This window comes from Kordiimonas gwangyangensis DSM 19435 = JCM 12864, from assembly GCF_000375545.1.
GTDB classification, from domain to species: Bacteria; Pseudomonadota; Alphaproteobacteria; order Sphingomonadales; family Kordiimonadaceae; genus Kordiimonas; species Kordiimonas gwangyangensis.
Genome location: NZ_AQXF01000002.1, coordinates 465,937 through 492,440, shown reverse-complemented (window position 1 = coordinate 492,440; position 26,504 = coordinate 465,937). Strand labels below are relative to the sequence as shown.

Annotated in this window: 25 protein-coding genes; 13 read left to right on the top strand and 12 right to left on the bottom strand. The window is 56.4% G+C overall.

Annotated elements, in window-relative coordinates; translation table 11 throughout:
* Positions 1-11 precede the first annotated feature (11 nt).
* A complete protein-coding gene (locus B150_RS0107260) occupies positions 12-2,180 on the top strand; it encodes a TonB-dependent receptor (RefSeq protein WP_020399239.1) in 2,169 nt (722 codons plus the stop codon).
* A gap of 67 nt (positions 2,181-2,247) precedes the next feature.
* On the opposite strand, the gene B150_RS0107255 is transcribed toward B150_RS0107260, so the two are convergent.
* A complete protein-coding gene (locus tag B150_RS0107255) occupies positions 2,248-3,234 on the bottom strand; it encodes an isoaspartyl peptidase/L-asparaginase family protein (protein ID WP_020399238.1) in 987 nt (328 codons plus the stop codon).
* A gap of 175 nt (positions 3,235-3,409) precedes the next feature.
* On the opposite strand from B150_RS0107255, the gene B150_RS0107250 reads away from it, so the two are divergent.
* Both B150_RS0107250 and B150_RS0107245 read left to right on the top strand, forming a co-directional pair.
* On the top strand, positions 3,410-5,203 hold the full coding sequence (locus B150_RS0107250; protein ID WP_020399237.1) for a DUF885 domain-containing protein: 1,794 nt from the start codon (positions 3,410-3,412) through the stop codon (positions 5,201-5,203).
* Between the two features lie 180 nt (positions 5,204-5,383).
* On the top strand, positions 5,384-6,385 hold the full coding sequence (locus B150_RS0107245) for a cysteine synthase A (RefSeq protein WP_020399236.1): 1,002 nt from the start codon (positions 5,384-5,386) through the stop codon (positions 6,383-6,385).
* On the opposite strand, the gene B150_RS0107240 is transcribed toward B150_RS0107245, so the two are convergent.
* The gene (locus tag B150_RS0107240; protein ID WP_020399235.1) at positions 6,382-7,044 is read right to left on the bottom strand and encodes a cysteine hydrolase family protein; all 663 of its coding nucleotides are present in this window, start codon (positions 7,042-7,044) and stop codon (positions 6,382-6,384) included. The two genes, B150_RS0107245 and B150_RS0107240, sit on opposite strands and share 4 nt — an antisense overlap.
* Complete coding sequence (locus tag B150_RS20085; RefSeq protein WP_020399234.1) at positions 7,041-7,526, bottom strand: MarR family winged helix-turn-helix transcriptional regulator; 486 nt, start codon at positions 7,524-7,526, stop codon at positions 7,041-7,043. The genes B150_RS0107240 and B150_RS20085 overlap by 4 nt, the downstream gene beginning before the upstream one ends.
* Before the next feature lie 180 nt (positions 7,527-7,706).
* Here B150_RS20085 and B150_RS0107230 point away from each other — a divergent pair, with 180 nt between their 5' ends.
* A complete protein-coding gene (locus B150_RS0107230) occupies positions 7,707-8,117 on the top strand; it encodes a disulfide bond formation protein B (protein WP_020399233.1) in 411 nt (136 codons plus the stop codon).
* Here B150_RS0107230 and B150_RS0107225 read toward each other — a convergent pair.
* Positions 8,114-8,587, bottom strand: coding sequence for an Lrp/AsnC family transcriptional regulator (locus B150_RS0107225; RefSeq protein ID WP_020399232.1), 474 nt, complete (start codon positions 8,585-8,587; stop codon positions 8,114-8,116). The two genes, B150_RS0107230 and B150_RS0107225, sit on opposite strands and share 4 nt — an antisense overlap.
* Positions 8,588-8,762: 175 nt before the next feature.
* On the opposite strand from B150_RS0107225, the gene ald reads away from it, so the two are divergent.
* The 3 genes from ald to B150_RS0107210 are packed head-to-tail and all read left to right on the top strand — an operon-like array spanning position 8,763 to position 11,955.
* Positions 8,763-9,881: an alanine dehydrogenase gene (gene ald, locus B150_RS0107220; RefSeq protein WP_020399231.1), complete on the top strand. Its 1,119-nt coding sequence runs from the start codon at positions 8,763-8,765 to the stop codon at positions 9,879-9,881.
* A gap of 25 nt (positions 9,882-9,906) precedes the next feature.
* Positions 9,907-10,869 (top strand): asparaginase, encoded by a 963-nt coding sequence (locus tag B150_RS0107215; RefSeq protein WP_020399230.1) that lies wholly within the window; start codon positions 9,907-9,909, stop codon positions 10,867-10,869.
* A 51-nt stretch (positions 10,870-10,920) separates the two neighbouring features.
* Positions 10,921-11,955, top strand: coding sequence for an EAL domain-containing protein (locus tag B150_RS0107210; RefSeq protein ID WP_026168256.1), 1,035 nt, complete (start codon positions 10,921-10,923; stop codon positions 11,953-11,955).
* Here B150_RS0107210 and B150_RS0107205 read toward each other — a convergent pair.
* Entirely contained in the window at positions 11,952-12,410 is a 459-nt protein-coding gene (locus tag B150_RS0107205) for a MarR family winged helix-turn-helix transcriptional regulator (protein ID WP_020399228.1), read from the bottom strand. The two genes, B150_RS0107210 and B150_RS0107205, sit on opposite strands and share 4 nt — an antisense overlap.
* A gap of 153 nt (positions 12,411-12,563) precedes the next feature.
* Between B150_RS0107205 and hppD the strand changes: the two genes are divergently transcribed.
* From hppD to B150_RS0107175, 6 genes are all read left to right on the top strand, one after another.
* Positions 12,564-13,652: a 4-hydroxyphenylpyruvate dioxygenase gene (hppD, locus tag B150_RS0107200; RefSeq protein WP_020399227.1), complete on the top strand. Its 1,089-nt coding sequence runs from the start codon at positions 12,564-12,566 to the stop codon at positions 13,650-13,652.
* Between the two features lie 70 nt (positions 13,653-13,722).
* The gene (locus B150_RS0107195) at positions 13,723-14,274 is read left to right on the top strand and encodes a VOC family protein (RefSeq protein ID WP_020399226.1); all 552 of its coding nucleotides are present in this window, start codon (positions 13,723-13,725) and stop codon (positions 14,272-14,274) included.
* Positions 14,275-14,320: 46 nt separating this feature from the next.
* Entirely contained in the window at positions 14,321-15,328 is a 1,008-nt protein-coding gene (locus B150_RS0107190; RefSeq protein ID WP_020399225.1) for a fumarylacetoacetate hydrolase family protein, read from the top strand.
* A 14-nt stretch (positions 15,329-15,342) separates the two neighbouring features.
* Complete coding sequence (gene maiA / locus B150_RS0107185) at positions 15,343-15,996, top strand: maleylacetoacetate isomerase (RefSeq protein ID WP_020399224.1); 654 nt, start codon at positions 15,343-15,345, stop codon at positions 15,994-15,996.
* A 35-nt stretch (positions 15,997-16,031) separates the two neighbouring features.
* Positions 16,032-16,913, top strand: coding sequence for a phenylalanine 4-monooxygenase (gene phhA / locus B150_RS0107180; RefSeq protein ID WP_020399223.1), 882 nt, complete (start codon positions 16,032-16,034; stop codon positions 16,911-16,913).
* 308 nt (positions 16,914-17,221) lie between these two features.
* Positions 17,222-19,627 (top strand): TonB-dependent receptor, encoded by a 2,406-nt coding sequence (locus B150_RS0107175; RefSeq protein WP_026168254.1) that lies wholly within the window; start codon positions 17,222-17,224, stop codon positions 19,625-19,627.
* A gap of 60 nt (positions 19,628-19,687) precedes the next feature.
* Here B150_RS0107175 and B150_RS22225 read toward each other — a convergent pair whose 3' ends face one another.
* The 7 genes from B150_RS22225 to B150_RS0107140 all read right to left on the bottom strand — a co-directional run bounded on the left by B150_RS22225 (position 19,688) and on the right by B150_RS0107140 (position 26,504).
* Positions 19,688-20,146 (bottom strand): YybH family protein, encoded by a 459-nt coding sequence (locus tag B150_RS22225; RefSeq protein ID WP_020399221.1) that lies wholly within the window; start codon positions 20,144-20,146, stop codon positions 19,688-19,690.
* A gap of 67 nt (positions 20,147-20,213) precedes the next feature.
* Positions 20,214-20,543 (bottom strand): helix-turn-helix domain-containing protein, encoded by a 330-nt coding sequence (locus B150_RS0107165; RefSeq protein ID WP_020399220.1) that lies wholly within the window; start codon positions 20,541-20,543, stop codon positions 20,214-20,216.
* A gap of 100 nt (positions 20,544-20,643) precedes the next feature.
* Positions 20,644-21,768: a Glu/Leu/Phe/Val family dehydrogenase gene (locus B150_RS0107160; RefSeq protein WP_020399219.1), complete on the bottom strand. Its 1,125-nt coding sequence runs from the start codon at positions 21,766-21,768 to the stop codon at positions 20,644-20,646.
* Between the two features lie 379 nt (positions 21,769-22,147).
* A complete protein-coding gene (locus B150_RS0107155; protein ID WP_020399218.1) occupies positions 22,148-22,675 on the bottom strand; it encodes a hypothetical protein in 528 nt (175 codons plus the stop codon).
* Positions 22,676-22,791: 116 nt separating this feature from the next.
* Positions 22,792-24,189 (bottom strand): dihydrolipoyl dehydrogenase, encoded by a 1,398-nt coding sequence (gene lpdA, locus B150_RS0107150; protein WP_020399217.1) that lies wholly within the window; start codon positions 24,187-24,189, stop codon positions 22,792-22,794.
* Positions 24,190-25,488 (bottom strand): dihydrolipoamide acetyltransferase family protein, encoded by a 1,299-nt coding sequence (locus tag B150_RS0107145; protein WP_020399216.1) that lies wholly within the window; start codon positions 25,486-25,488, stop codon positions 24,190-24,192.
* Positions 25,489-25,490: 2 nt separating this feature from the next.
* Complete coding sequence (locus B150_RS0107140; protein WP_020399215.1) at positions 25,491-26,504, bottom strand: alpha-ketoacid dehydrogenase subunit beta; 1,014 nt, start codon at positions 26,502-26,504, stop codon at positions 25,491-25,493.

The following is a 26,504-nucleotide window of genomic DNA, read 5'->3' as shown; positions in this document are numbered from 1 at the left end:
AGGAAACAAAAATGATACGTTTTTCAGATGTAAACCACACCACCAAACGCTTGCTGTTGGCAACATCCTCTTTTGCTGCCATCGCGTCAGTGTCCCCATTCGTGCACGCTGAAGCGCCGCCTCACGAAGACAAGATGGAAGAAATCGTTGTCTCCGGCGCTTATGAGGGGCGCAAGCTGGGTGAAACCATCCTCGGCGCGACCATCATGCGCAAGGAAGATATCCTGCGCCAGCTTGATGGTTCGCTCGGGGAAACTTTGAAGCACGAGCCCGGCATGTCGTCCACTTTCTTTGGGCCCGGAGCCAGTCGCCCCATCATCCGCGGCCTGGGTGGCGACCGCATCCGTGTACTTGACGCGGGTATCGGCTCAATTGACGCATCGTCTACAAGCCCTGATCACGCAGCAGCGGTTGAACCTGCGCTCGCGGAGCGTATTGAGATCCTGCGTGGCACAGCCATGCTGATGTATGGCAGTTCGGCCGCGGGTGGTGTTGTGAACGTCTTTGATGGCCGCATTCCCACATTTGTGCCTGAAGGTGGCGCGGAAGGTGCGTTCCGCTACAGCCACTCCACCGTGGATGACGGCGACGAGTTGACGGGCGCAATCAATNCCCGCGTTGCTAAGCTTGGTGGTGCTGACCTCGTGCTGCACGGTGATGCGCTTTATCGCAAAACCGAGGATTATAAAATTCCGGGGTATTCGGAATCCGCAGCCCTCCGCGCGCTCGAGGAAGAAGAGCACGACCACGAGGAAGGCGAAGACCATGATGAAGATCATGAAGAAGCGTTCGGCGTAGCTGAAAATTCGGCAACCGAAACGAAGGGCGGCTCCGTCGGTGCCAGCATGGTGTTCGATAACGGTTTCTTCGGCATCAATGTGCGGAAACTCGATAGCCAATATGGAGTGCCTGGGCACAGTCATGGCCATGAAGAAGAGGGCGATGACCACGAAGAAGAAGATCATGAAGAAGAGGGCCATGATGAGGAAGGCGTGACTATCGACCTTGACCAGACCCGTTTTGATCTGAACGGTGAACTGGAGGGTGATTTTGGCTGGTTCCGCAAAGCCAAGCTGCGCTTTGGCTACGCCGACTATGAACATGCCGAGATCGAGGGCGGCGAAATCGGCACTGTATTCAGCAATAAAGGCTGGGAGGGCCGCCTTGATCTTGCCGAGAAGGGTGGCGAGACATGGAAAGGCTCAACCGGCTTCCAGATGCGTCGACGCGATTTTTCGGCTATCGGCGACGAAGCCTTTGTGCCTTCGACCGTCAGCACGCAAATGGGTGTCTACACCGTCAAAGACTTCACGCTGGGCAGGTGGCAGCTTGATGTGGGGGGCCGGTACGAGCACACAAAATATGAGGTTGATGCCACACCGAACGATGATCGTTCGTTTGATGGGTTCAGCCTCTCAGCTGGGGCAGGGTACGACCTTGGTGAGGACACCTTCGTCGGCGTGTCGGTGTTCCGCACCGAGCGTGCGCCATCCACGGAAGAGCTTTACTCGAACGGCCCGCACCTTGCTACCAGCGCCTTTGAGCTTGGGGATAACACGCTTGGTCTTGAAACCGCACTCGGCATTGAAGCAACGTTCAACTATTCGACGGAAGAGTTCAGTTTTGTCCTCAATGGCTTCATGACCGACTATGATGATTTCATCTACGAGCGTGCGACGGGCGACGAGGAAGACGGTCTTGAGGTATTTGCCTTCACCGCACAGGATGCTCGCCTCTATGGCTTTGAAGCCAAGGCCGAATTCCACGCTGGGACCTATGCTACCGAAACCTTTGGAGACATTGACCTGCACCTCGATGCCCAGGCCGACATGGTGCGGGCGAAGCTGAAGGATGTTGCAGGCAATGACAACCTGCCGCGTATCCCACCATTCTCTGCACTTATCGGGGTCGAGGCCCGGGCAGATCTCTTTGATATCCGGACCGAGCTTGAATACGAGGCGGAGCAAAACCGCATAACCGCCCATGAACTGCCGACAGATGACTATCTCATCTGGAACGCCTATCTGACCCTGCGTCCGTTTGATAACAAGGACCTTGCGTTTGAAGTGCGCGGCAACAACCTCGGCAACGTGGAAGCGCGGCAGCATACCAGCTTCCTGAAGGACCTTGTGCCGCTACCGGGCCGGAATGTGAAATTCTCGTTCCGAGCTGCATTCTAGAATAGTAAAAAGGGGAGCAAAGATAATAGTTTGCTCCCCTTACTTTATGTCATTTATTGGCTGAAGTTCAGTCTTCGTAGATCGCCACTTCCGCATCCATGACGCTTGTCACCCGGCCACGGAACATGCCTGGTGTATTGAACGGCATCACGGTGTTGCCGTCCTTGTCGACAGCAATAATGCCGCCGTCACCGCCCATTTTCACCAGTTGGTCCTTGACCACACGATTGGCTGCATCCTCAAGGCTCAGGCCTGCATATTCCATCAGTGCACAGATATTGCGGGCAACGGTCGCGCGGATGAAATACTCACCGTGGCCGGTCGCTGACACTGCACAGCTTTCATTGTTGGCGTAGGTGCCCGCGCCGATGATGGGTGCATCACCCACACGGCCATGCGATTTGTTGGTCATGCCGCCTGTGGATGTGCCGGCGGCGAGGTTACCGTGTTTGTCACGCGCCACAGCGCCCACGGTGCCAAACTTATAGTCGCCATTGGTGATATCCTCGACCGACGAATGTTTTTTGCCGTCGTGATCCAGGATCGGGCCTTTTTGCTTGGCTTTGGCGTCCTGCAACTGGTTCCAGCGGTATTCGGTATAGAAATACGCGTCGTCTGCGCGCTCGATACCGTTTTCGTCCGCAAACTTTTCCGCGCCCGGCCCCTGCAGCATGACATGCACCGATTTCTCCATCACCGCGCGGGCGAGGGTGATCGGGTTTTTCACGTTCGTAACGCCGGAGACCGCGCCTGCATTCAGGTCTGAGCCGTCCATGATCGAGCTATCCAGCTCGTTCTTGCCTTCGGCGGTGAACACCGCACCTTTGCCCGCGTTGAAGTGGGGCGAATTCTCAAGCACCTGAATGGTCGCGGTGATGGCATCTAGCGCCGTACCGCCTGAGGACAGGATAGTCTGTCCGGTCGACAGCGCCTCATTCAGGGTGGCGCGAATATCAGCCTCAAGTTCCGGTGTCAGTTTGTCCCGCGTGATGGTGCCTGCGCCACCGTGGATCACAAGGGCGTATTCCGGTTTGCTGTCATCTGCTGCTGCCATGTTTGTCCCTCCGGCTACGGCACACAGGAACGCCGCAACGGTCATTGTTTTTCTAAGCCACATAATGTCCTCCCATTTGACTTGCGCGCGATTGTTCCGCATGAAAGAAATACATTCAAGGACGGATATCACCGCCCGGGCGGAAAAATTATCTGTGAAATTGGGGAGGATAGAGATGCAGGCGATTGGCTTGAAGCGCATTTTGGGCGCGTTCCTGATTGCGGTCTTTGCTGCAAGTGGGGCTGCGATGGCGGCGCCTAGTAAGAAGGAAACCAACGCACTTTATGTACTGTTCCAGAAAGAGCGCGAAAACCACTATAAGGAAAATCCGGGCTCTGGCCCGCGCGGCAAACCACGCCCCGTGGCAGACCGCATGCCGACGGTGACGCCTGAAGATGAAGCACGGCGCGAGGCGGCAGACAAAGCATTCCTCACCGAGCTCCTCTCCATCAAGCGCGACAGGCTTTCGGACGAAGACCAACTCAATTACGACATGTTCCGCTTCATGATCGAAAGCCGACTGACAGACGCGAAATACCGCACTTGGCGTATGCCACTTTATTCCGATAGCGGCTTCCATACCTGGCCGACGCGTATGGGGGCTTCGGTCAATTTCCGCAAGGCAGATGATTACCGTGCGTACATCAAGCGTATGGAAGACCTGCCGCGTTACCTGAATGAGAACATTGCCAACATGCGTGTTGGCATGGATGAAGGCTTCACCATGCCGAAGGTGGTGCTGGATGGCCTGTTGCCGTCATTTGCGGCCATTGTGAAAGAGAACGCGGAAGACAGCACCTTCTATGACCCGTTCCGCAAGATGACCGATAGCATCAGCGCGGAAGAACAGGAGGCCCTGCGTACGGAAGCCAAGGCCGCGATTGAGGGCGAAGTGATGCCTGCCTATGCTGCGCTCAACACCTTCATGACCGAGGAATATTACCCGGCAGCGCGCGAAAGCATCGGTGTGAGCGAAACACCTGGCGGCACGGAATATTATGAAGCCATGGTGCGCTACTATACCACGGTGTCTGACCTGACGGCGGAAGAGGTGCATGAAATCGGCCTTCGGGAAGTGGCCCGTATCCGCGCCGAGATGGAAGAGATCATTCAGGAAGTGAAGTTTGAGGGCAGCTTTGCCGAGTTTCTTCAGTTCTTGCGCACTGATGAGCAGTTCTACGCCAAATCGCCCAAAGAACTCTTGATGCATGCATCCTATATCGCGAAGAAGATCGACGGCCGCCTGCCGCAGCTGTTTGGCAAGCTGCCGCGCCAGCCTTATGGTGTTGAGGCGGTGCCTGAGGTGCTTGCACCCAACTATACCACCGGCCGCTATTCCGGTGCACCGCTCGATGCACCGCGGGGCGGCTATTACTGGGTGAACACCTATGCGCTCGACAAGCGCCCGCTGTACACACTTCCTGCGCTCACGCTCCACGAAGCGGTGCCGGGCCACCACCTGCAAATCGCCCTCTCGAAAGAGCTCGAGAATGTGCCTGAGTTCCGCCTTGGCATATATCCGCACGCCTTCGGTGAGGGCTGGGGCCTTTATAGCGAACGCCTCGGCCTTGAGCTTGACATCTACGAGACACCTTATGAGCGTTTTGGCCGCCTGACCTATGAGATGTGGCGCGCTTGCCGCCTTGTGGTCGATACCGGCATGCACATGAAGGGCTGGACGCGGGCCGAGGCTATCAAGCTGATGGAAGAGAACTCCGCACTGTCCACGCACAATATCCGCACGGAAGTGGACCGCTATATCTCATGGCCGGGGCAGGCGCTTGCTTACAAAATGGGTGAGCTGAAGCTCGTTGAGCTGCGCGAGCGGGCATCCAAGGCGCTCGGTGATCGTTTTGACGTGCGTGCCTTCCATGATGCCGTGTTGTCTTCGGGTGGTTTGCCGCTTGACCTTCTGGAGGCGAAAATTGATCGCCTGATTGCGGAAGGCTTGGAAGAGAAATCCAACTAACAATACATGTATAGAAAATCACACAGGCGCTTTGGCGCCTGTTTTTTATTCTAGCAGAAAAATTTTCTAGTAAACTTCCAAAAGTCGCTTGATATTGATCTTGAAATGGCGCAATGCCATGCCACTTAAGAACCTGCTTCTGATATATGCCTGCAACTGAGGGCGAGAGTGGAGAGACAGATGAGCGAGCGTACCGGTGCCTTGGCTGCCATTGGCAACACACCCCTTATCAAGCTGAAATATGCATCCGAACTGACGGGCTGCACCATTCTTGGCAAGGCGGAATATGCCAATCCGGGTGGGTCGCTCAAGGACCGTCCTGCACTCAATATCATTGAGGAAGCCGAGAGGCGCGGCGAGTTGGAGCCGGGTGGCCTGATCGTGGAAGGTACCGCGGGCAACACGGGCATTGGCCTTACGGTTGTCGCGAACGCCAAAGGCTACCGCACGCTTATAGTGATGCCGGAAACCCAGTCTCAGGAGAAGATTGATACGCTCCGCACTATGGGCGCGGGGCTCAAACTTGTGCCGGCGGCACCCTATTCGAACCCCGGGAACTTCAACCATGTCGCCAAGAGGCTCGCGGAAGAGCTGGCTTCAACGGAAGAACACGGTGTTATCTGGGCTAACCAGTTCGATAATACGGCGAACCGTGAAGCCCATATCAAAACCACAGCGCGCGAAATATGGGCGCAGACCGACGGCAAGGTTGATGCCTTTATTACCGCGGTCGGTTCGGGTGGTTCGCTTGTGGGTACCGGCATGGGCCTCAAGGAATTCAACAAGGATATTGTTGTGGCACTTGCGGACCCTATGGGTGCCGCCATCTACAACTATGTCAAACATGGGGAACTGAAGGCTGAAGGCAGCTCCATAACCGAGGGCATAGGGCAGGGGCGCATCACCAAAAACCTTGAAGATGCGCCCATCGATGAAGCCTTCCAGATCCCGGATGAAGAAGCGTTGCCGATCGCCTTTGACCTGTTGCGCAAGGAAGGCCTGTGTGTAGGCTCCTCGACCGGCATTAACGTGGCGGGTGCCATTCGCCTCGCGCGCCAGATGGGGCCGGGGCACACGATTGTCACGCTTCTGTGCGACAGCGGCCTTCGCTACCAGTCCAAGCTCTTTAACCCTGAATTCCTGCGCTCAAAGAATCTGCCGGTCCCTGGCTGGCTCGACTAAAAAGCTGCAGCCACGCTGCTGAACCGTGCGCCCGCTTCCTTGAGGTGCTGGCGCACCTTTGTCCAGCGATCCGGGAACACCGTCAGCGTCGCATCTTCAATGATCGTGACATCATAGTCCCGGTTTCTTCCGCCGAATGACGTGTTTTTGATGCAATAGCAGCCATCAATGCCCGCGATATAAAGCTGGCTGATTTTGTTGGCTGCCAGCCAATCTTCAAAAGCAAGGGTGGAGAAGGCGTCCCCGCGCTCTTTCTCGAAATCGGCGGTCGGGCTCACTTTGATACGGTCATCGAAATAGATCCCGGGGTTGCCTGCAAGCCCCTCAGGCCCCGCGAGCATGCGGTTGACGGCAATTTTCAGTTTGCCGTGGGTGACCTGCCGGATGGTGACGACGGGCATGTTTTGCGCTTCTGCCTTGCGGATCAGCGCGTTTACATTGCCGATAAGCGTCTCGACATCTTCCGGGCGATATGAGTTTTTGCCTTCGCGGCGGGTATAGTCTGACTGCATGTCGATGAGGATAAGGGCGCTGTTGCTGCGTTCCTGCTTGTTAATTGGCCGCCCCTTGGTTGGCGTCAGGAGCAGGTAGATACTGGTCATTACCCAGAGAATAAAAAGCCCCAAGGCGGCGCAAAGGGTGTATAGCGGATAGATCATTTTTGATTTTCTTTCGCTGTCGTGGTCCGGGCGGGCAAATCTTCAAAAAACCGGTTGAGCGCGGATTGCACACGGCAAAAGGCCCGTAGATCCTCTTCGGAATGGCCTTTCATAAAGGCGCGTAAGTATTCCTGTTCTTGTGCCCTGATGGCTTTGATGGCTTCGCGGCCTTTGTTCGTCAGGCGATAAACATGAGCCCCCTTGCGGGTCGGGCTGGGTTTGCGCTCAACAAAGCCCGCGTCTGCCGCTTCACCGAGCATGCGGTGCGCGAACTGGCGGGTCAGGTTCAGGTGTTTGGTGACTTCGGGCAGGCTGGCGTTGTCTGCTGCGAACAACACCTCCAGCACGGCCCGCACACCCACCGTAACGCCTGTTCCTTTCAAGGTGGCATCAACTGCCGCGACAATATTGCGGATAAGAGGCCGTGTGGTTTGCACGGCGTCATAAAGGGTGAGGTCAAGGCTTTTGCGGTTATCGGTCATGGCCTCAAAATGCCACCGACATATAAAATGTCAACTAAGTTGACAAATAAAGTTATATGACAGGTAACGCTTTACCGCATAGGGGTGCCAACCCGCCGCAATCCGCATGTGTTAGAAGCCAGTTTCCTCCTCCATAATTTTAATGCTACGCTTGAGCATACATTGAGGAGGGGAGGGCTTATGTTCCTGTTTGAACTGGAAACTTATACCAGCCGGCTGCGGTTGATTGGTCTGCTTGCGCTTGTTGTCGGCGTGGGTGCGTGGGCGCTGGATTTGACGGGCGCAGTCTATGAATGCCCATACTGCCGCACACAGCGTACTGTCATTGCTCTTTTGGGCATCATCCTGATGCTGCCGAATCCGCGACACTGGATTTTGCGCTTTATCGGTAGCGTGTTTGCTTTCCTTGGCGCCTTTGTCGCGGCCTTCCAGAACTTTAACGGTTGGAAGAAGGTCTCTGCGGGTACCTTCACCTTTAATGAAAAAATCTATGTCGACCCATTCATTCTGTCGGGCTGCGCACTTTTCATCATCATTGGCCTCACGTGGCTTTTGATGCTGCCTGCGCCCAACAAAGCTGAAGACGCCTAACGGTTCTGCGCGGACAGGGGCAGCCTTGTCCGCTTCAGTACCGTCCTTAGCGCAAAGCTTGAGTGGATGCGCGCAACGCCGGGCAAGCGGGTGAGGGTGTTGTGGATGCGCTCATAGTCCGGCGCGCCCTTGACGACAACACGGATCATATAGTCCACATCCCCGCTCATCAGATAGCATTCCATCACCTCCGGCACGCTGCGCACCGATTCTTCGAACTTGCGCAGTTTCTCTTCCTGCTGGTCAACAAGCGACACCCGCACGAATACCGAACCAGGCAGGCCGACGGCGGCCGCATTCACATTGGCGGTATAGTGAGTGATGACGCCTTTTTCATCGAGGTTCTTAACCCGCCTCAGGCACGCGCTTTCCGACAGCCCCACCTTTTTTGCGAGCTCCACATTTGACTGTCTGCCGTCTTGCTGCAGGGCGTCGAGGATCGCACGATCAATCTTATCAATGTTAATCATTCGCAGATTCTTGCTTATAGATTTAAAATATTGGTCAATTCATGTGCGAAGGTGCGATAAAACGAATGTCTTTGCAAGGACATTCCAAGCGCATTCGCGTAGATTGAGCGCCATGTGACGGGGAGGGTGATGACACCCTTTTCCAGTGCAAGCACCAGTATCTGAGGAGGGAATAATGCTTGTAGGTGTTCCAAAGGAAATCAAGAACCGCGAATATCGTGTTGGCCTGACGCCGGCTTCCGCGCGCGAGCTTATCGACAACGGCCACGACGTGATCGTGCAGAAGAATGCCGGTTTCGAAATCGGCTTCACTGACGACATGTACGAAGCTGTTGGCGCCAAGATCATCGACACGGCTGCCGAGATTTTTGCCAAAGCCGACATGATCGTGAAAGTGAAAGAGCCGCAGGCTGTTGAGTGTGAAATGCTCCGCCCGGGTCAGATCCTCTACACCTACCTGCACCTCGCGCCCGATCCCGAGCAGACACAAGGCCTGATCAAGTCCGGTGCTATTGCCATCGCTTACGAGACCGTGACGGACGCTTTTGGCGGCTTGCCGCTCCTCGCGCCGATGTCGGAAGTTGCTGGCCGTATGTCCATCCAGGCTGGCGCACACGCGCTTGAAATGAGCCAGGGCGGCCGTGGTATGCTGCTTGGCGGCGTACCGGGTGTGGCGCCTGCAAAGGTAACCGTGATCGGTGGTGGTGTTGTTGGTACCAACGCGGCACGCATGGCTGTGGGCATGGGCGCGGACGTGACCATCCTCGACCGTTCGATCCGTCGCATGCAGCAGCTCGACGATATCTTCAAGGGTCAGGTGAAGACGGTATTCTCCACCAATGATGCGGTTGAAGAGCATGTATTGGCGTCTGACCTCGTGGTTGGCGCGGTCCTCATCCCCGGTGCGGCTGCACCGAAGCTCGTTTCCCGTGAGCAGATCGGCAAGATGATGCGCGGTTCCGTGCTCGTTGACGTAGCAATCGACCAGGGTGGTTGTTTCGCGACCTCCAAAGCCACGACGCACGAAAACCCGACCTACATCGTTGACGAAGTGGTGCATTACTGCGTTGCGAACATGCCGGGCGGCGTTGCACGCACGTCCACGCTTGCGCTCAACAACGCGACGCTCCGTCACGCTGTGGCGATTGCGAACAAGGGCTGGAAAAAAGCGCTCGCTGACGACAAGCATCTCCTCGAGGGCCTGAACGTTTGCGAAGGCAAGATCACCTATGAAGCTGTCGCGCGCGACCAGAACCTGAATTACGTTCCTGCACTGGAAGCTATTGGCGCGTAACGTAAACTGGGATAAAAGGGCGGGCATGAACAAGATGCCCGTCATTCAGGTATATGCTTTAGGCGGAACCATTGCGATGACCCCCGGGGACACCTCGGGGGTTACGCCGACCCTTAGTGCAACAGACCTCATCCGCGCTGTGCCGGATTTGCAGGACCTTGCCGAATTTCGCACTGATACCCTTGTGCAAAAGGGCAGCGCCAACCTCACCTTCGATCTGATCGCCGACCTTTGCGCCCGCGCGGAAGCTTCTGACGCTGACGCCTTCATAGTGACCCAAGGCACAGACTCGATGGAGGAAACCTCCTTCATCGCAAGCCTCATCTATAAAGGCAAAAAACCGCTTGTGTTTACAGGCGCCATGCGTTCGCCGAACCAAGCGGGCGCTGATGGGCCCGCAAACTTGCTTGATGCGGTACGTGTAGCCCTTGCAACGCCTGAAGGCTGTGTGAGCCTTGTGATGAACGGTGAGGCTCATGACCCCTGGCATGTTGCCAAGGAGCATACGTCCACCTTGCAGGCCTTCACATCCGAGCCCGGGCCTGTGGGCACGCTCTCGGAAGGAACGGTGTATTGGCGGCGCCAGGCCCGTGAAGCGTTGGGCTTGCAGGGAAGGCCCGCCGCCGTCGCGCTTCTGAGTGCCGTGCTTGATGATGACGGGCGCCTGTTCGACAGTCTGGCCGGGCTCGGCTATGACGGGGTGGTCATTGAAGCCTATGGGGCTGGGCATCTATCGGAACTGTGGGCCGCAAAAGCCGAGGCACTTGCGGCAAAAATGCCTGTTGTCCTAGCTTCCCGGGCCCGAGGTGGTCGTGTGTTTGAAAATACCTATGGCTACAAGGGCGCAGAGATTGACCTGATTGCGCGCGGCCTTGTGCCCGCGGGTGGCCTGCGGGGCCGTAAGGCTCGTATCCTGCTCTCGCTCCTTCTGGGGGACGGAGCGGCCAATTGGAAACAAGTCTTTACGACTTTGGCAAAAAGTGTTTGAGTGCTAAACAATAGCCATAAACAAGCCGCTGACAGCTTGAGAGGTCACGTGTTGCCTGATGAATCCTTATATCCCTATGTGACCGGTGTCGGGCATGCATTCTTCTGGTGTCCTGATGATGCACTTGCGCTCAAGGTGCGTGTGGCACTGACGGATTCGGATGTGATCGAAGTGCCTCTGGGCGAACCTGGTGTTATCTGTTTCCTCTCCGACGATATGGAAAGCTTGTTGCCAATCCTTGAGCAGCGCCTCTTGGTTGAGGAACGCCGCGCGGTGCGCGCGCTTCTCTCCGGCAGTACCCGCCCAAGCCTAAGGGAATTCGGCAGCATGCAGTCCCTGCAAGAGCTTGGTCTCAGGCTTTCTGCCCGGTGGCTTGGCGATATGCTGATGGAGCGGCGCTATAAGTCATTGCTGCAGCCGATTGTCTCCGCGGCCGACCATAATGAAATTTACGGTTATGAGTGCCTGATCCGCGGTTTGCACACAGATGGCACCGATATTCCGGCGCCGGTTCTTTTTGAGACTGCCGACGAGGCGGGTATGATCTATGCGCTCGACCTCGCCGCCGGCGAAAGCGCAATCCGTACGGCCAAGCACTTTGATATCAAGCAGAATGTTTTCGTGAACGTACTGCCCTATAGTGTGGACACGGAAGAGGGGCTTGAGATCTGGCTGCACTCCGTGGTCGGTGAAGGTGGTTTCCCGCACGAACAACTTGTGTTCGAGATTGTGGAAAGCCAGCAACTGCCAGACTTTGAAACGCTTCAGCGGCTGGTTGGTCGCCTGAAAGATCGCGGTATCCGCATCGCGCTTGATGACTTTGGCACCGGGTTCAACAACCTTGCGACCATTACACAAATCCTGCCGGACTTCATCAAGCTTGATAAGTCGTTGACGCGGGACCTTGTGGAAGATGGACGTAAATGGACACTCGTCGCCAATATCGTTGATTCTGCCAAGCAGTCCGGCATCAAGGTTATTGCTGAAGGTGTTGAGGATAAAAAGACCGCCCGCATGCTAGAGAGTGCGGGCGTTGATTATCTGCAGGGCTATCTGTTCGGCTATCCAGCTGATACACCGCTTTAATTTTCATCCGCATGTAATTGAATATCCTCAAGTTTGTTGAGGAGAGACATGAGCGTGAGTTTCTCGGGCTCGCTCAGTTTGTCGAGGATTTTGCTCTCGTACCCCAGCGCGATCGGGATAACCTCGCGGTAGATTTTCTGACCTTCTTCCGAGAGTGCGAGCACCGAACGGCGTTTGTCCTCGGGCGAGAAATGGCGCTCAAGCCTGCCGCTTTCCAGTAGCTTGTTGACCGCGCGGGACACCGCCACCTTGTCCATTGCCGTGCGTTCGGCCACTTGTGCGGCGGAAAGGTCCGGCTCACCGCCAAGGACGGCCATCACGCGCCACTCCGGCAGGGTTAGCTGGAACTGTTCCTCGTAGCCGTCCGCAATTGCGCGGCTGATGCGGTTCGAGAGAACCGAAAGCCGGTAGGGCAGGAATTCCCCCAGATGCAGCGTATTTTCGTTATTTTTCATCGTCACCCCATTTACGCCTATTGCAATTAGTTACGAATGAAACTAATATAGCGTCAAATATAAATCGGCACCAGTATTCAAGATAAAAGCAGGCCGCGTAAAGGCCAATGGTGCCAATCTCATAATGTATAGAGAATGATGGAGTGATTGAACATGGCCGATCTCTTTGAAAACCCAATGGGCCTGTGCGGTTTTGAATTTGTTGAATTCACCGCGCCGGAAAAGGGCCTTCTTGAGACCACTTTTGAAACGCTGGGCTTCACGCGTGTTGCCCGTCACCGCTCAAAAGATGTTGAACTGTGGCGCCAAGGCGATATCAACTTCATCACCAACTACGAGAAAAACTGCCCGGCCTATTATTACGGCGAAGAGCACGGTCCGTCCGCGTGTGGCATGGCTTTCCGCGTGAAAGATGCGCACAAGGCCTATAAGATGGCGCTTGAAAAAGGCGCGCAGCCGATTGACACCGTAACCGGCCCTATGGAACTGCGCCTGCCAGCTATCAAAGGTATTGGCGGTGCTGCACTCTATATGATCGACCGTTTCAAGGACGGCGAAAGCATCTATGACATCGACTTCGAGTGGATCGAAGGTGTGGACCGCCACCCTGAAGGCTGCGGTTTCAAGGTTATCGACCACCTGACCCACAACGTTTACCGCGGCCGCATGGATTACTGGGCGAAGTTCTATGAGAGCTTCTTCAACTTCCGCGAAATCCGCTACTTTGACATCAAGGGTGAATATACCGGTCTCACTTCCCGCGCCATGACCGCGCCGGACGGCCTGATCCGTATCCCGCTCAATGAGGAAGCTGCTGGCGGCAACGGCCAGATCGAAGAATACCTGATGGCCTATAACGGCGAGGGCATCCAGCACATCGCATTCTCCTGCGATAACCTGCTGGAGTGCTGGGACAAGCTCAAGGCCAAAGGCGTGCCGTTCATGACCGCACCGCCGCAAACCTACTATGAGATGCTGTCCGAGCGCCTGCCGAACCACGGTGAGCCGGTTGATGAACTGCAGAAGCGTGGTATCCTCCTTGATGGTTCCACCGAGGATGGCGACCCACGTCTGCTGCTGCAAATCTTCTCTGAAACGCAAGTGGGCCCGATCTTCTTCGAGTTCATCCAGCGCAAGAAAGACGAAGGTTTCGGCGAAGGCAACTTCAAGGCGCTCTTTGAATCGATGGAGCGTGACCAGATCCGTCGTGGCGCGCTGAAGGTTGACGAAAACGCAGCCTGATAAGGCATGAGGCGGGGCTGCGCATGCAGCCCCATCACCCTCACGTGTAGCAATCGTTCGGAGAGACACCATGAAGCTAGAGCGCATCCACCACGTGGCCTACCGCTGCAAGGACGCCAAGGAAACCATCGAGTTTTACCAGAAGCACCTGAACATGGACTTCCAGCTCGCAATTGCGGAAGACCATGTACCTTCAACCGGTGCCTATGACCCCTATATGCACATCTTCCTTGATGCCGGGAATGGCAACGTGCTCGCCTTCTTCGAGCTGCCAAACCAGCCGGAGATGGGCCGCGACGGCAACACGCCGCAGTGGGTTCAGCATATCGCTTTCGAGGTTGAGAGCATGGACGTGCTCCTCGAGGCTAAGAAAAACCTTGAAGCTGCTGGTATCGATGTGCTTGGCCCGACCGACCACACCATCTTCAAGTCGATCTATTTCTTCGACCCCAATGGACACCGTATCGAGCTTGCGGCCAATACGGCGAAGCCGGGCATGCTTGAGGAACTCAAGCGTGTGGCGCCTGCAATGATCGAAGAATGGTCGAAAACCAAGAAGGCTCCCCAGCATGCAGCCTGGCTGCACGGCAACGGTGAATTCAAAGGGGCAGGCAGCGAATAACTCGCGCCGCCCATAGAATAACTTCAAGATTTCAGGATAGAGATATATGAAACTGGCATCCCTCAAGCACGGCCGCGACGGCAAACTTGTCGTGGTTTCAAAAGACCTAAAGCGCATGGCTGACGCGGGCGATATTGCGCCCACGATGCAAGCCGCGCTCGATGACTGGGCTTCCGTGCTGCCGCGCCTGCGTGCGCTGTATGAATCGCTCAATTCCGGCGCCGAGAAAGGCGAAGTCTTCAACGAGGCAGATTGCGCGTCGCCGCTGCCGCGTGCATTCCAGTGGGCGGATGGTTCAGCCTATGTGAACCACGTTGAACTGGTGCGTAAGGCGCGGAACGCTGAAATGCCGGAAACTTTCTGGACCGACCCGCTGATGTATCAGGGTGGTTCAGACGCTTTCCTCGCCCCGCACGAACCGGTGAAAATGCCGCAGGATGAAGGCTGGGGCATCGATTTCGAGGCTGAGATTGCAGTGATCACCGACGATGTGCCCATGGGTGTCGCGACCGAAGACGCAGGTAAGCACATTAAGCTCCTGATGCTGGTGAACGACGTGTCGCTCCGCGGTCTGATCCCCGGTGAGCTTGCGAAAGGCTTTGGTTTCTTCCAGTCGAAGCCTTCAAGCGCCTTCAGCCCCGTCTGCATCACGCCGGACGAACTGGGCGACGCGTGGGACGACACGAAGGTCAACCTGCCGCTTCTGTCGCACTATAACGGTGAGCTGTTCGGCAAACCTGAAGCCGGTGTGGACATGACGTTCAACTTCGCGAAGCTTATCTCGCACGCAGCGAAAAGCCGCCCGCTCGGTGCTGGTGCCATCATTGGTTCGGGCACTGTATCGAACAAGCTTGATGGCGGTCCTGGCAAACCGGTTGCTGAAGGTGGCGTTGGCTACAGCTGTATCGCCGAAATCCGCATGATCGAGACCATCGAGCACGGTGCACCCAAAACCAGCTTCATGAAGTTTGGTGACACCATCCGTATCGAGATGCTCGACCGTGACGGCGCATCAATCTTTGGTGCGATCGACCAGGTGATCGAGAAAGCATAAGGGGAGAGCGGCAGATGCGTACACTTTATGGGTATTTCCGGTCATCCGCGGCGTACCGTGTGCGCATCGCCCTCAATCTCAAGCAACTTGAGTGTGAGCATAAAGCGGTAAACCTGATCCCAGGCGTGAGCGAGCAGAAGTCTGACGCTTACCGCGCGATCAACCCGCAGGGCAGGGTGCCGTATTTCATTGATGGCGATGTGAAGCTTTCGCAGTCGCCCGCCATCCTTGAATATCTGGATGAAGTCTATCCGGATGTGCCGCTGCTGCCTGAAGGTGCGGCGAACCGCGCTTATGTGCGCCAGCTCGCAAACATCATCGCCTGCGATATCCATCCGCTGAATAACCTCGCTGTTCTCGGCAAGCTCAAAGGCGAGTTTGGCGCGGACGATGCTTTGGTCAAGAAATGGTACGGTGACTGGATCACCGAAGGTTTTACGGCGCTCGAGAAAATTGTGAGCGGAAGCGCCCACACTGGCGAGTTCTGTTTTGGTGACACGCCTGGTCTCGCGGACCTTTACCTGGTGCCGCAAATGTATAATGCGCGCCGGTTCAATGTTGATACCGGCCCGTTCCCGACGCTTGAGCGTATTGACGCCAGCTGCAACACCCTTGAGCCCTTCATCAAGGCGCTGCCGGAAAACCAACCGGACGCACCTAAAGCCTGAAGCGCGGCTCAAGACATGGTCATGGAGAGTAAGTCATGAAGATTAAAACAAGGCTTGGTCGAGAAGTAGAGGTCAATGAGGATTATACCGTTGACCAGAAGTGGGAACATTTCACCGCAGAAGAACATGACCGCTGGGACCGGCTGTATGCCCGTCAGGTGGAAATGCTTGAAGGCCGCGCGTGTGACGAGTTCATGCAGGGTCTGAAGCTTTTGAAGCTGTCGGATGGCGGTATCCCGAAGTTTGAGGAACTGTCCGAAAAGCTGCAGAAGCTCACCGGCTGGACCGTGGTGGCTGTGCCTGACCTCGTGCCCGATGAGGTGTTTTTTGACCACCTCGCCAATCGCCGCTTCCCGGCGGGTAATTTCATCCGCAGTGAAGCGCAGCTTGATTACCTGCAAGAGCCGGACGTGTTCCATGACGTATTCGGCCACGTGCCGCTGCTCGCAAACCCTGTGTTTGCTGACTATATGGAAGCATACGGCAAGGGCGGCCAGCGCGCGATGGGGCGCGGGGTGCTCAAGAACCTTGCACGGCTTTACTGGTACACGGTGGAGTTTGGCCTCATCAACACACCAAAAGGCATGCGGATTTATGGTGCCGGTATCGTAAGCTCAAAGTCCGAAAGCATTTTCTGCCTTGAGGACAATAGCCCGAACCGCATTCACTTTGAGCTCGTGCGCCTGATGAAGACCGATTACCGCATCGATGACTTCCAGCAGACCTACTGGGTTATCGACAGCTTTGAAGAGCTTCTTGAGGCAACCTATCAGGATTTCGGTCCGCTTTATGATGAGCTTGAGGCTAATAAAACCGTCATTTCGCCGGATACAGTGCTCGAAGGTGACCGTGTGCACAATAACGGTACGCAAGCCTATGCCAAGGCCGGCGGCCGCCTCGCACGCGAAGCAAGCTGATACAAGAATAACAAAATGGGCTGGACTTGAGGGCTGTCGCATTGCGGCAGCCCTTTTCTTATGTCCGGAGTGTGTCAGCGCACGCGAGATGCGGGTTACAACCTCTGCGCATAGTGTTTTGTTTTTATTTGCGTTTTGTCAGCGCTGTCAGTGAAAAAATCACAAAAATATGTTCCCAACACTGCGCGCCTATTCGTCTCAAATATGCAGGCGGTTTTACCGCCTGTGGCGGGTGCCAAGGTCAAAAAATTCGGTACCTGTCTGTTACGTTGGGAAGAAACAAACCAAACCTAGGGAAGGGTTCTAACATGAGAACAAAGTACGCGCGTCCGCACATGGGCGTGTCCGTGCTTACGCTTGTGCTTGGTGGCGGGCTTAGCCTGCCGGCCGTGGCGCAAGAAGTTGCACAGGACAGCAAGGGTTTCGCACTTGAGGAAATCGTCGTAACAGCAACCAAGCGTGCATCCAGCATTCAGGATGTTCCGTTTTCCATCAACGCACAAACGCAGGCAGACATCCAGCGCACCGGGGCCAAAAGCCTTGAAGACCTCTCGCGCAACGTGGCTGGCCTGATGATCCAGAACCTCGGCCCGGGTCAGAGCCAGGTTGCGATCCGTGGTGTGTCCGCTGGTCAGATCGTCCGTGACCAGCCAGGTGTGAAGGAACAGGTTGGCGTCTACCTTGATGAGAGTGTGATTTCGCTTTCGCTTTTCACACCTGACCTCGATCTTTTTGACCTGAACCGCGTTGAAACGCTGCGTGGCCCGCAAGGCACGCTTTTTGGCTCCGGCTCTGTGGGCGGTACCATTCGCTACATCACCAATCAGCCGAACGTGGAAGAGTTTGAAGGCGTCGTCGAAGGCGACCTCAACACCATGTCCGGCGGCAGCGTCGGCGGCCACGTCAAGGCAATGGCCAACGTTCCAATCTCCGAGGGAACCTCGGCGGTACGTATCGTTGCCTATCACACCGAATATGGTGGCTTCATTGACGCAATCCGCCCGAACGGCAGCATCACGGAGAACGTGAACAACGGCACCCGCACCGGTGGCCGTGTGGCCTTCACCTTCCAGCCGTCCGAGAACCTGACGATCACCCCGCGTGTGATCTATCAGGAAATCGACATGAACGGTTTCAACCGTCAGGAAGTCTACAACCTCTATGCCAACCCGTATCAGACCGACCCAACCGTGTTTGAAGAACGCCAGCAGTTCCTCAAGCTTCGTGAAGGCTTTGAGGACCAGACCCTCATCGCGGACCTGACGGCAGAAATCGGCTTTGACGGTTTTGATGTGACCTCCATCACCAGCTACACGGACCGCGATATCCTCGTGAGCCGCGACGCAAGCGCGCTGACGGGCAGTGTGTCGGTTGACCTCGGTTACCCGGATGCGGCCATCCGCCTGCCGTCCAACCTGCGCGACAGCACGGAAGTTGAGCAGTTCACACAGGAAGTTCGTCTCTCCAGCAATGGTGACGGGCCGCTCCAGTGGATTGTTGGTGGCTTCTATGCAAACACCGACCGCTATTACCAGCAGTATCTGCCGACGCCGGGCTATGACGCCTTCACCGACGCAGTGCTGGGCGACGGCACGGCAGAAGCAACCCGCATGGGCGTAGCACCAGTAGACTCGCCGTTCTATTCCGAGCTCCCGTACACGCTTGAGCAGATCGCCGTCTTTGGTGAGCTGACCTATGACGTGACGGATCGCCTCGAGCTGACGGCTGGCGGTCGCTACTATGACTATAAGGAAGAGCGCAGCGTAACGCAGGTTGGTCTCTTCGGTAACGGTGTGGTGGATCAGGTTGACGAAACGTCGGCCAACGGCTTCACACCACGTTTCCTCGCACAGTACCGTGCAAGCGACAGCGTGACCATCAACGCGCAAGTCTCCAAAGGCTTCCGTCTTGGCGGCGTGAACGACCCCTTGAACACCGCGCTCTGTAACGCTCAGGACTTGGAAATCTTTGGTGGCTTCCAGGACTATGACGATGAGACGCTATGGAACTACGAAGCTGGCGTGAAGGTACAGGGCTCCAAGTTCAGCTTGAATGCGGCTGCCTTCTATACCGACATCTCCAACCTTCAGGTCACCTTGGACGCGGGTTCGTGCTCGTCGCGTATCTCCTTCAACGTACCGAAGGCTCACACGCAAGGTCTTGAACTTGAGTTCAAGGCACGTCCGTTCGAAGGTCTCGACCTCTCGTTCGCCGGTACTCTCCTTGAATCACAGTTTGATTCAACGGTTGAGGACAGCACGGGTGCGGTTCTTGGCGGCGTTCGCGACGGTAACCGTCTCGCATCGGTGCCTGAGTTCAACCTTGGTGCAAGCGCAACCTACAGCTTCCCGTTCGATGTTGCGGGTGACGATGCTGAGGCCTACTTCTCGGCCACGTTCCAGCACCGTGGCAGCCTCTATACCCAGCCGTCCGATCAGGAGCCGGGTGCAGGCAACTTCGTATCCGGCCTGCCGTATCGCGGCGCGACGGGTGATGAAGTTACAGCGCTTGACCTTGAGCTCGACAGCTACCAGACGGTCAATTTCAGCTTCGGCATCAACTGGGAAAGCATGGAGTTCATGGCCTATGTGAACAACGTGTTTGACGAGAATGCCAACCTGTCGTTCGACCGTGAGCGTGGTGGCCGTGCGCGCCTTGGCTTCCGCACCAACTCGCCGCGTACGTTCGGCCTGATGATCCGCAAGCACTTCTAAGGCTTCCGGATACAGCATGAATGAAGAGGGCGGTGCCATTGCGCCGCCCTTTTTATATTCTCAGTTCTTTTTGCCGTCCCACGGGCCGGGGCTTACGTTGCCGCCGTCAAGTACAGCTTTCCACACGCCGTCGCGCTTTTCCCACACGGTCATGTATTTGCCATGGCTTTCACGCCGTTCGCCGTCCCGCATCATGGAAAACACATAGGTGCCCCACGTGTAGGCGAGGTCACCAGACGCGGCGATCTTGCCGTACTGGGGGGTCCAGTCCAGCTTGGCGTCTGGCGGTAATTGTTTGAGGCCGGACACGATAACCTCAACGCCGAATACCGGGTGCGCGCCGCCATCAAGTTTCACTGCATCATCTGCGAGATAATGCGCAAAGGCGGCAGCGATACCGTCCGTGCCGGACATGGCGGCAAAGGCGCTGTCGACCGCCATGATATCCTCTTCCATGGCTTGGCCGGGTAGTGCAATGGCGAGCGCGAAGGCAGCGCCAATGATTGTTTGTTTGATCATTCTATCCTCCCTGTTTGGATGGGGGAGAATATCATTCTACTGGGCCGGGAAAAAGCTGGCTATTGGCTTAGTAGCCAAAGCTTGCAAGCAGGGTGCGGATGGCCACCAGTACAAAAAGCGCGGTGACGATGATTGTCGGCCAGTTGTTTTTGCTTTTTGGCGCATCGAAGCGGTTTGCCACGTCATTGGGCAGCAGCATGCGCACGGGTATACCCAGTGCGCGGGAGAGGGCGCTCAACTGTGCCTCTTGATATTTTGCGCCACGTTCGATGGCGTAAAGGTCTTCGGCCTCGATATCAGCACGGTCAGCCAGTTCCTCAACGCTCCAACCCTCAGCCATGCGCGCGGCACGCAGGTTGGAGGCGAGGCTTTCGGTGCTGATATCTTCTTTTTCCATGCATTCTTCTTTAGCGGGCGCGCGGGCAAAGAAAAAGCCCCCATGCACGCGGGCATGAGGGCTTTTGCTGTTTTTTAGGCGAGTAGCCTTTTTTATTCGCTTACTCAGCGGCAGCGGCGAGCTTGGCTTCGTTTGCCTTGCGGATGATGTCTTCCGCCATCTCGTTGGCGATAACACCCGTCGGGCGGCCTTGTTTGTCGCTGGCTTCGTAGATTTTCGTGAGCGTTTCACCAATGCGCAGGACTTTGGCTTCGCGTGCAGCATTGTCTACTTTTTCTTTGTAGACTTCGGATTCAACCGAGATGATGCCGCCGGCGTTGATCACATAGTCAGGCGCATAAAGAATGCCGCGCTTGCGCAGTTGCTCGTCTTCCTTGCCTTCGGTCTCAAGCTGGTTGTTCGCCGCACCTGCAATGATCGTCGCCTTGATATCACCAAGGGTCTTCGGGTTCAGCGTACCGCCCAGGGCACAAGGCGCGTAAACGTCACAGTCTACAGCGTGGATTTCGTCCGGGCTCACCACCTCGGCTTCGCCGCGCTCAAGCACAGCTTTGATGTTCGCGTCCACGATGTCGGTCACGATAACTTTGGCGCCAGCATTCCGCAGGTGGTCAACAAGATATTGGCCAACGTGGCCGAGGCCTTGTACGGCCACGCGTACGCCGTTCAGGTCGTCTTTGCCAAGGCGGTGCTTGACGGAGGCCTGAATGCCGGTGAACACGCCAAGGGCAGTGTGTGGCGACGGGTCGCCGGTGCCGAAGTCGCCACCATCAAGGCCGCAAACATAGGCGGTCGTCTCGGACGCTGCTGCCAGCATGTCCGGGCTCGTGCCAACGTCTTCAGCGGCATAATAGTTGCCGCCGAGGCGGTTGATCATGCGGCCGAAGGCGCGCATCAGCTCAGGCGTGCCAAGCTCGCGCGGGTTACCAATGATGACAGACTTGCCGCCGCCAAGGCGCAGGCCAGCCATCGCATTCTTGAAGGACATGCCGCGCGAAAGGCGCAGGACGTCGTAAACAGCATCTTGTTCGCCGCGGGTTTCCGCAACGTCGATCGGGGCGGAGCGACGGTGAATGGCAGCATAGTCCCAGAAACGGGTGCCGCCCGTGGCCGGGCCGAGCGCCGTTGAGTGAACAGCGATGATTGCTTTGAGGCCGGTGGCTTCGTCGGAACAGAATACGACGTTCTCGTGGTTCCTGAAGCTGCGTGAATCGAATACGGGCATTTATGTGATCCCTTCCAAGTTGATATTACGTTCCGGGCCGCCGCCCGTTGAACGCACCTCAAACTCCCGCCTGCTCCTCCGGTCTGTCTGCGCCTATATGATAGCAGACCCGCCGTGTTTTTTCATTATTCCCTACGGGGTTCGAGTTGGAGCGGAGTATGTCACCGTTCGCACGAAATGAGCTTTCGAAGTTTGCAGATTTTCGCAATCTTCTGTCTGTTTTCAGGGGTGTTTTGAAATTTGTGGATAGGCACAAGAAATATCATGCTAATGCACAACTTTCTCTACCAGTGCCATGGCTGTGACGCTACGGAAACCGGGGCTTTCAAAGGCTCGTGATAAAATAGTGCAGATGCAAAAAGGGCGCCCGTCGGTGACCCTATTGCGCGCTATCTATAAATGTGAGGGTGAGTGTCGCAACCACTGCACGCAGGTTGCTGGAATTGTGCAAAATAACTTCGTATTCGCCGGCTTGTGCGGGCAAGTCGTGACAGGTTGGTCCGTACTCTAAGGGCTCGAGAGTGCCCTGCAGGTTGGGTTCTTTGCTAAACTGTCCTGTATAGCTTACCGTCAGGCCTGATTTAGGGCTTGTGTCTCTGTCAACGGGGTGACCGTCCGCAACAATTTCCCAAAGGCATATTTTGGCACTTTGGTTTGGCCCTACGATGAAGTTCGATGAATTGAACTTGAGGCCAGCCGATAAGCCTTCCTTTGCCGGCTGGAGCCCTTTAATATTATCCAACAGGTGGAGAGTTGCTTCGCTCTGTTTTATCGTTGCCTCTATTCTGAATTCCCAGTCTTGTGGCACGTTTTTTTGGCATTCTTCATCGCATTCTTGGGCTTGAAGTTGAGAGCAGTTTGCCGCGACCATTAGCGCCAATGAAAAGATAACCCCAGATTTGAGCACTGTTCCGCCTCCGCTTTGGACTGAGAAGTGTTAGTGTGCGCCAGCGGGTTTAGCATTTCAAATAAAAAGCCGGGCAAAAGCCCGGCTTCTCAGAAGATTGGTGTTGCTCGCGGGCCTTAGATATGCAGCGCGTGGCCAAGCGACTTGAGCGCGGCTTCCTGGAAGCCTTCGCTTTGTGTCGGGTGGGCGTGGATGGTGCCGGCGATATCTTCAAGCCTTGCACCCATTTCAAGCGCGAGCGAGAAGGCTGCCGACAGTTCCGATACCCCTTTGCCAACCGCCTGGATGCCAAGGATCATGTGGTTGTCGTTGCGGGCAACGATGCGCACAAAGCCGTCCTCTGATTCCATGGTCATTGCGCGGCCATTGGCCATGAAGGGGAACTGGTCCACCTTGATGTCATAACCAGCCTTTTTGGCTTCCTCAGCCGACAGGCCTGCCGTCACCAGCTCAGGGTCGGTGAAGCAAACAGCCGGGATCGAGACCTTATCGAAGGTGCGGTTTTTGCCCGCGATGATCTCCGCCACCATTTCACCCTGCGCCATGGCGCGGTGCGCGAGCATCGGCTCGCCCGTCAGGTCACCGATGGCGTAAACGCCGGTCATGGAAGTCTGGCATTTGTCATCGATTGCGACCACACGGCCATTCATGGTGAGGTCAAGGCCCTCAAGGCCCCAGCCTTCCGTCTTGGCGCGGCGACCAACGGTGACGAGGATCTTGTCAGACTTGATCGTCTCTTCCTTGCCGTCCTTGGTCTCAACCACAAGCGACTTGCCGTCTTTGGAGAGGCCTTTCGCTTTGGTTTCGGTCATGACCGTGATGCCAAGTTTCTTGAGGTTATTCACAACCGGCTTGGTGAGGTCCTTGTCATATTGCGCCAGCACACGCTCAAGCGCCTCAACAACGGTGACCTTGGAGCCCATCTTGGCGTAAGCGATGCCGAGTTCAAGCCCGATATAGCCACCACCGATAACGGTGAGCTTGCCGGGCACCTTGTCGAGCGACAGCGCTTCCGTGGATGAGATGATATCTCCACCAAAGGGCAGGGATGGGATCTCAACCGGTACAGACCCGGTGGCGAGGATTACATTCTTCGCTTTCACGGTCACGGTGCCGTCTTCGGTCGCGACTTCGCAGGTCTTGCCGTCAACCATGGTGCCCCAACCGGCCACATGGCGAACCTTGTTCTTCTTGAAGAGGCCACCGATACCGCCCGTGAGGCGTTTCACGATGCCGTCTTTCCACGCCACGGTTTTCTTGAAATCGAGCGTCGGTTTCTCGACTGAGATACCGAGCGCGTTCTCGCCCGTGAAATGCATCACCTTCTCGAACTCGTCACCAGCGTGGATCATCGCTTTTGAGGGGATACAGCCCACGTTCAGGCATGTGCCGCCCAGGCTCTGGCCTTCAACACATACGGTGTCGAGGCCAAGCTGGCCCGCGCGGATTGCGGCGATATAACCGCCCGGCCCGCCACCAAGGACAAGGACTTCACATTCAATCGTCTTCGTCATTTATACCTCCATGAACAGGGTAGCCGGGTTTTCAAGGAGCGTACGGATCTCCTGGATATACTCAGCCGCGTCATAGCCATCGACGATACGGTGGTCGAAGGAAGACGACAGGTTCATGATCTTGCGCGGTACAAAACCGCCATTCTGGAACACAGGACGCACAGCAACCTTGTTCACGCCAACAATCGCCACTTCAGGGCTGTTGATCACGGGCGTCGAGACAATGCCGCCCATCCGGCCGAGCGAAGAGAGCGTGATGGTTGAACCCGTCAGCTCTTCGCGTTTGATCGAACCGTCACGCGCTGCGTTGGCGAGGCGCTGGACTTCATTGGCGATACCCCAGACATCAAGCGCTTCCGCGTGGCGCACCACAGGCACCATCAGGCCACCCGGCGTTTGGGCCGCCATGCCGATATGCGCCGCACCATAGGTGTAGAGCATGTCTTCATCGTCGTCATAGTGGCTGCTGAGTTTGGGCTGTACCTTCAGCGCCCGCGCCATCGCCATCATGATGAACGGCAGGATGGTCAGCTTCGGCTGGTCCGCCTTCTTCGTCGCGTTCAGGTGTTCGCGAAGCGTCTCGAGGTCTGTGACGTCCACTTCCTCCACATAGGTGATGTGAGGGATGCGGCGCTTGGCGTCCTGCATGCGTTCCGCGATTTTGCGGCGAAGGCCGATGACCCGCGTTTCGCTGACGTCCGTGTTCGGGCGGCGGCCTGAGCCAACCGCAACCGGTGCACTGTCGCCAGAGATATAGGCATCGAGGTCTTCATGGCTGATACGGCCAGCAGGGCCCGTGCCATGCACATATTGAAGCTTGATGCCAGCATCCATCGCACGCTTGCGCACGGCGGGCGAAGCCACAGGCTTTTCACCTTCGGCACGCGGTGCGCCGGTTTGCGCTTTCACGGCAGAAGGCTTCGGAACCGGTGCCTTTTTGGGCTCAGGCTTATTTTCCGCCTTCTTCGGCTCAGGTGCCTTTTCAGGCTCCGGTGCTTTCTCTTCTGCCTTCGGGGCTTCTTCGGCTTTCGGCGTGTCGGGGATGTTGTTGCCTTCCCCTTCAACCTCAAGCGCGATGATCACGGTGCCAACGGCGGTCATCTCGCCAATCTCGCCCATGATTTCCTTGACCGTACCGTCAACGGGGGAGGGGATCTCCACCGTTGCCTTGTCGGTCATCACAGCCGCCAGCACGTCGTCTTCCTTGACGACATCGCCAACCTTCACGTTCCATTCTACGATTTCAGCTTCGGTGATACCTTCGCCGACATCAGGCATGCGAATCTTGTGAACACCCATGATCAAGCCTCCATCATCGCTTTAAGTTCTTTGCCAACACGTGCCGGCCCCGGGAAATAGTCCCATTCCTGCGCGTGCGGATACGGGGTATCCCAGCCAGCAACACGCACAACCGGGCTTTCAAGGTGGTAGAAACAGCGTTCTTGCACCTGTGCCGCCAGTTCGGCGCCAAAGCCGGACGTCAACGTTGCTTCATGCAGCACCATGCAGCGGCCGGTTTTCTCAACCGACTGCACGATGGTATCGATATCGAGCGGCATGAGCGTACGCAGGTCGACGATCTCGGCGTTGATGCCGGTCTCGTTCACAGCGGCTTCCGCCACATAGACCATGGTGCCATAGGTGAGGATGGTCACATCCGCGCCTTCACGGAACACCTTCGCCTTGCCGATTTCGACCGTATAGTGGCCTTCCGGCACTTCACCGAGCGGGTGCTTGGACCAGTTCGACGCCGGACGGTCATGGTGACCGTCAAACGGGCCGTTATAGAGGCGCTTCGGCTCAAAGAAGACGACCGGGTCGTCATCCTCGATGGAGGCGATCAGCAGGCCCTTGGCATCATAAGGGTTTGACGGGATCACCGTCTTGATGCCCGACACGTGGGTAAAGAGCGATTCCGGGCTCTGGCTATGGGTCTGACCGCCAAAGATACCGCCGCCACAAGGCGTGCGGATGGTGATCGGGCAGGTGAAATCCTTGTTCGAACGGTAGCGCAGGCGCGCCGCTTCCGAGACAATCTGGTCATAGGCCGGATAGATATAATCCGCGAACTGGATTTCGACACACGGGCGAATGCCGTAAGCACCCATGCCGATGGCGGTACCAACAATACCGCTTTCGTTGATCGGGCTGTCGAACACACGGCTGGTGCCGTATTTCTTCTGCAGGCCTGCGGTACAGCGGAAGACGCCGCCGAAATAGCCCACATCCTCGCCGTAGACGACCACATCGTCGTCCTGGCCCAGTTTCACATCCATCGCGTCGCGGATGGCTTCAATCATTGACATGCGCGGCAT

What these genes read in the sequence shown, in the direction of transcription:
- B150_RS0107255 (WP_020399238.1), bottom strand. Translation starts at nt 3,234, where the DNA reads ATGGCAGCAGCAGATGACAGCAAACCGGAATACGCCCTTGTGATCCAC.
- B150_RS0107250 (WP_020399237.1), top strand. Translation starts at nt 3,410, where the DNA reads ATGCAGGCGATTGGCTTGAAGCGCATTTTGGGCGCGTTCCTGATTGCG.
- B150_RS0107245 (WP_020399236.1), top strand. Translation starts at nt 5,384, where the DNA reads ATGAGCGAGCGTACCGGTGCCTTGGCTGCCATTGGCAACACACCCCTT.
- B150_RS0107240 (WP_020399235.1), bottom strand. Translation starts at nt 7,044, where the DNA reads ATGATCTATCCGCTATACACCCTTTGCGCCGCCTTGGGGCTTTTTATT.
- B150_RS20085 (WP_020399234.1), bottom strand. Translation starts at nt 7,526, where the DNA reads ATGACCGATAACCGCAAAAGCCTTGACCTCACCCTTTATGACGCCGTG.
- B150_RS0107230 (WP_020399233.1), top strand. Translation starts at nt 7,707, where the DNA reads ATGTTCCTGTTTGAACTGGAAACTTATACCAGCCGGCTGCGGTTGATT.
- B150_RS0107225 (WP_020399232.1), bottom strand. Translation starts at nt 8,587, where the DNA reads ATGATTAACATTGATAAGATTGATCGTGCGATCCTCGACGCCCTGCAG.
- ald (WP_020399231.1), top strand. Translation starts at nt 8,763, where the DNA reads ATGCTTGTAGGTGTTCCAAAGGAAATCAAGAACCGCGAATATCGTGTT.
- B150_RS0107215 (WP_020399230.1), top strand. Translation starts at nt 9,907, where the DNA reads ATGAACAAGATGCCCGTCATTCAGGTATATGCTTTAGGCGGAACCATT.
- B150_RS0107205 (WP_020399228.1), bottom strand. Translation starts at nt 12,410, where the DNA reads ATGAAAAATAACGAAAATACGCTGCATCTGGGGGAATTCCTGCCCTAC.
- hppD (WP_020399227.1), top strand. Translation starts at nt 12,564, where the DNA reads ATGGCCGATCTCTTTGAAAACCCAATGGGCCTGTGCGGTTTTGAATTT.
- B150_RS0107195 (WP_020399226.1), top strand. Translation starts at nt 13,723, where the DNA reads ATGAAGCTAGAGCGCATCCACCACGTGGCCTACCGCTGCAAGGACGCC.
- B150_RS0107190 (WP_020399225.1), top strand. Translation starts at nt 14,321, where the DNA reads ATGAAACTGGCATCCCTCAAGCACGGCCGCGACGGCAAACTTGTCGTG.
- maiA (WP_020399224.1), top strand. Translation starts at nt 15,343, where the DNA reads ATGCGTACACTTTATGGGTATTTCCGGTCATCCGCGGCGTACCGTGTG.
- phhA (WP_020399223.1), top strand. Translation starts at nt 16,032, where the DNA reads ATGAAGATTAAAACAAGGCTTGGTCGAGAAGTAGAGGTCAATGAGGAT.
- B150_RS0107175 (WP_026168254.1), top strand. Translation starts at nt 17,222, where the DNA reads ATGAGAACAAAGTACGCGCGTCCGCACATGGGCGTGTCCGTGCTTACG.
- B150_RS22225 (WP_020399221.1), bottom strand. Translation starts at nt 20,146, where the DNA reads ATGATCAAACAAACAATCATTGGCGCTGCCTTCGCGCTCGCCATTGCA.
- B150_RS0107165 (WP_020399220.1), bottom strand. Translation starts at nt 20,543, where the DNA reads ATGGAAAAAGAAGATATCAGCACCGAAAGCCTCGCCTCCAACCTGCGT.
- B150_RS0107160 (WP_020399219.1), bottom strand. Translation starts at nt 21,768, where the DNA reads ATGCCCGTATTCGATTCACGCAGCTTCAGGAACCACGAGAACGTCGTA.
- lpdA (WP_020399217.1), bottom strand. Translation starts at nt 24,189, where the DNA reads ATGACGAAGACGATTGAATGTGAAGTCCTTGTCCTTGGTGGCGGGCCG.
- B150_RS0107145 (WP_020399216.1), bottom strand. Translation starts at nt 25,488, where the DNA reads ATGGGTGTTCACAAGATTCGCATGCCTGATGTCGGCGAAGGTATCACC.
- B150_RS0107140 (WP_020399215.1), bottom strand. Translation starts at nt 26,504, where the DNA reads ATGCCGCGCATGTCAATGATTGAAGCCATCCGCGACGCGATGGATGTG.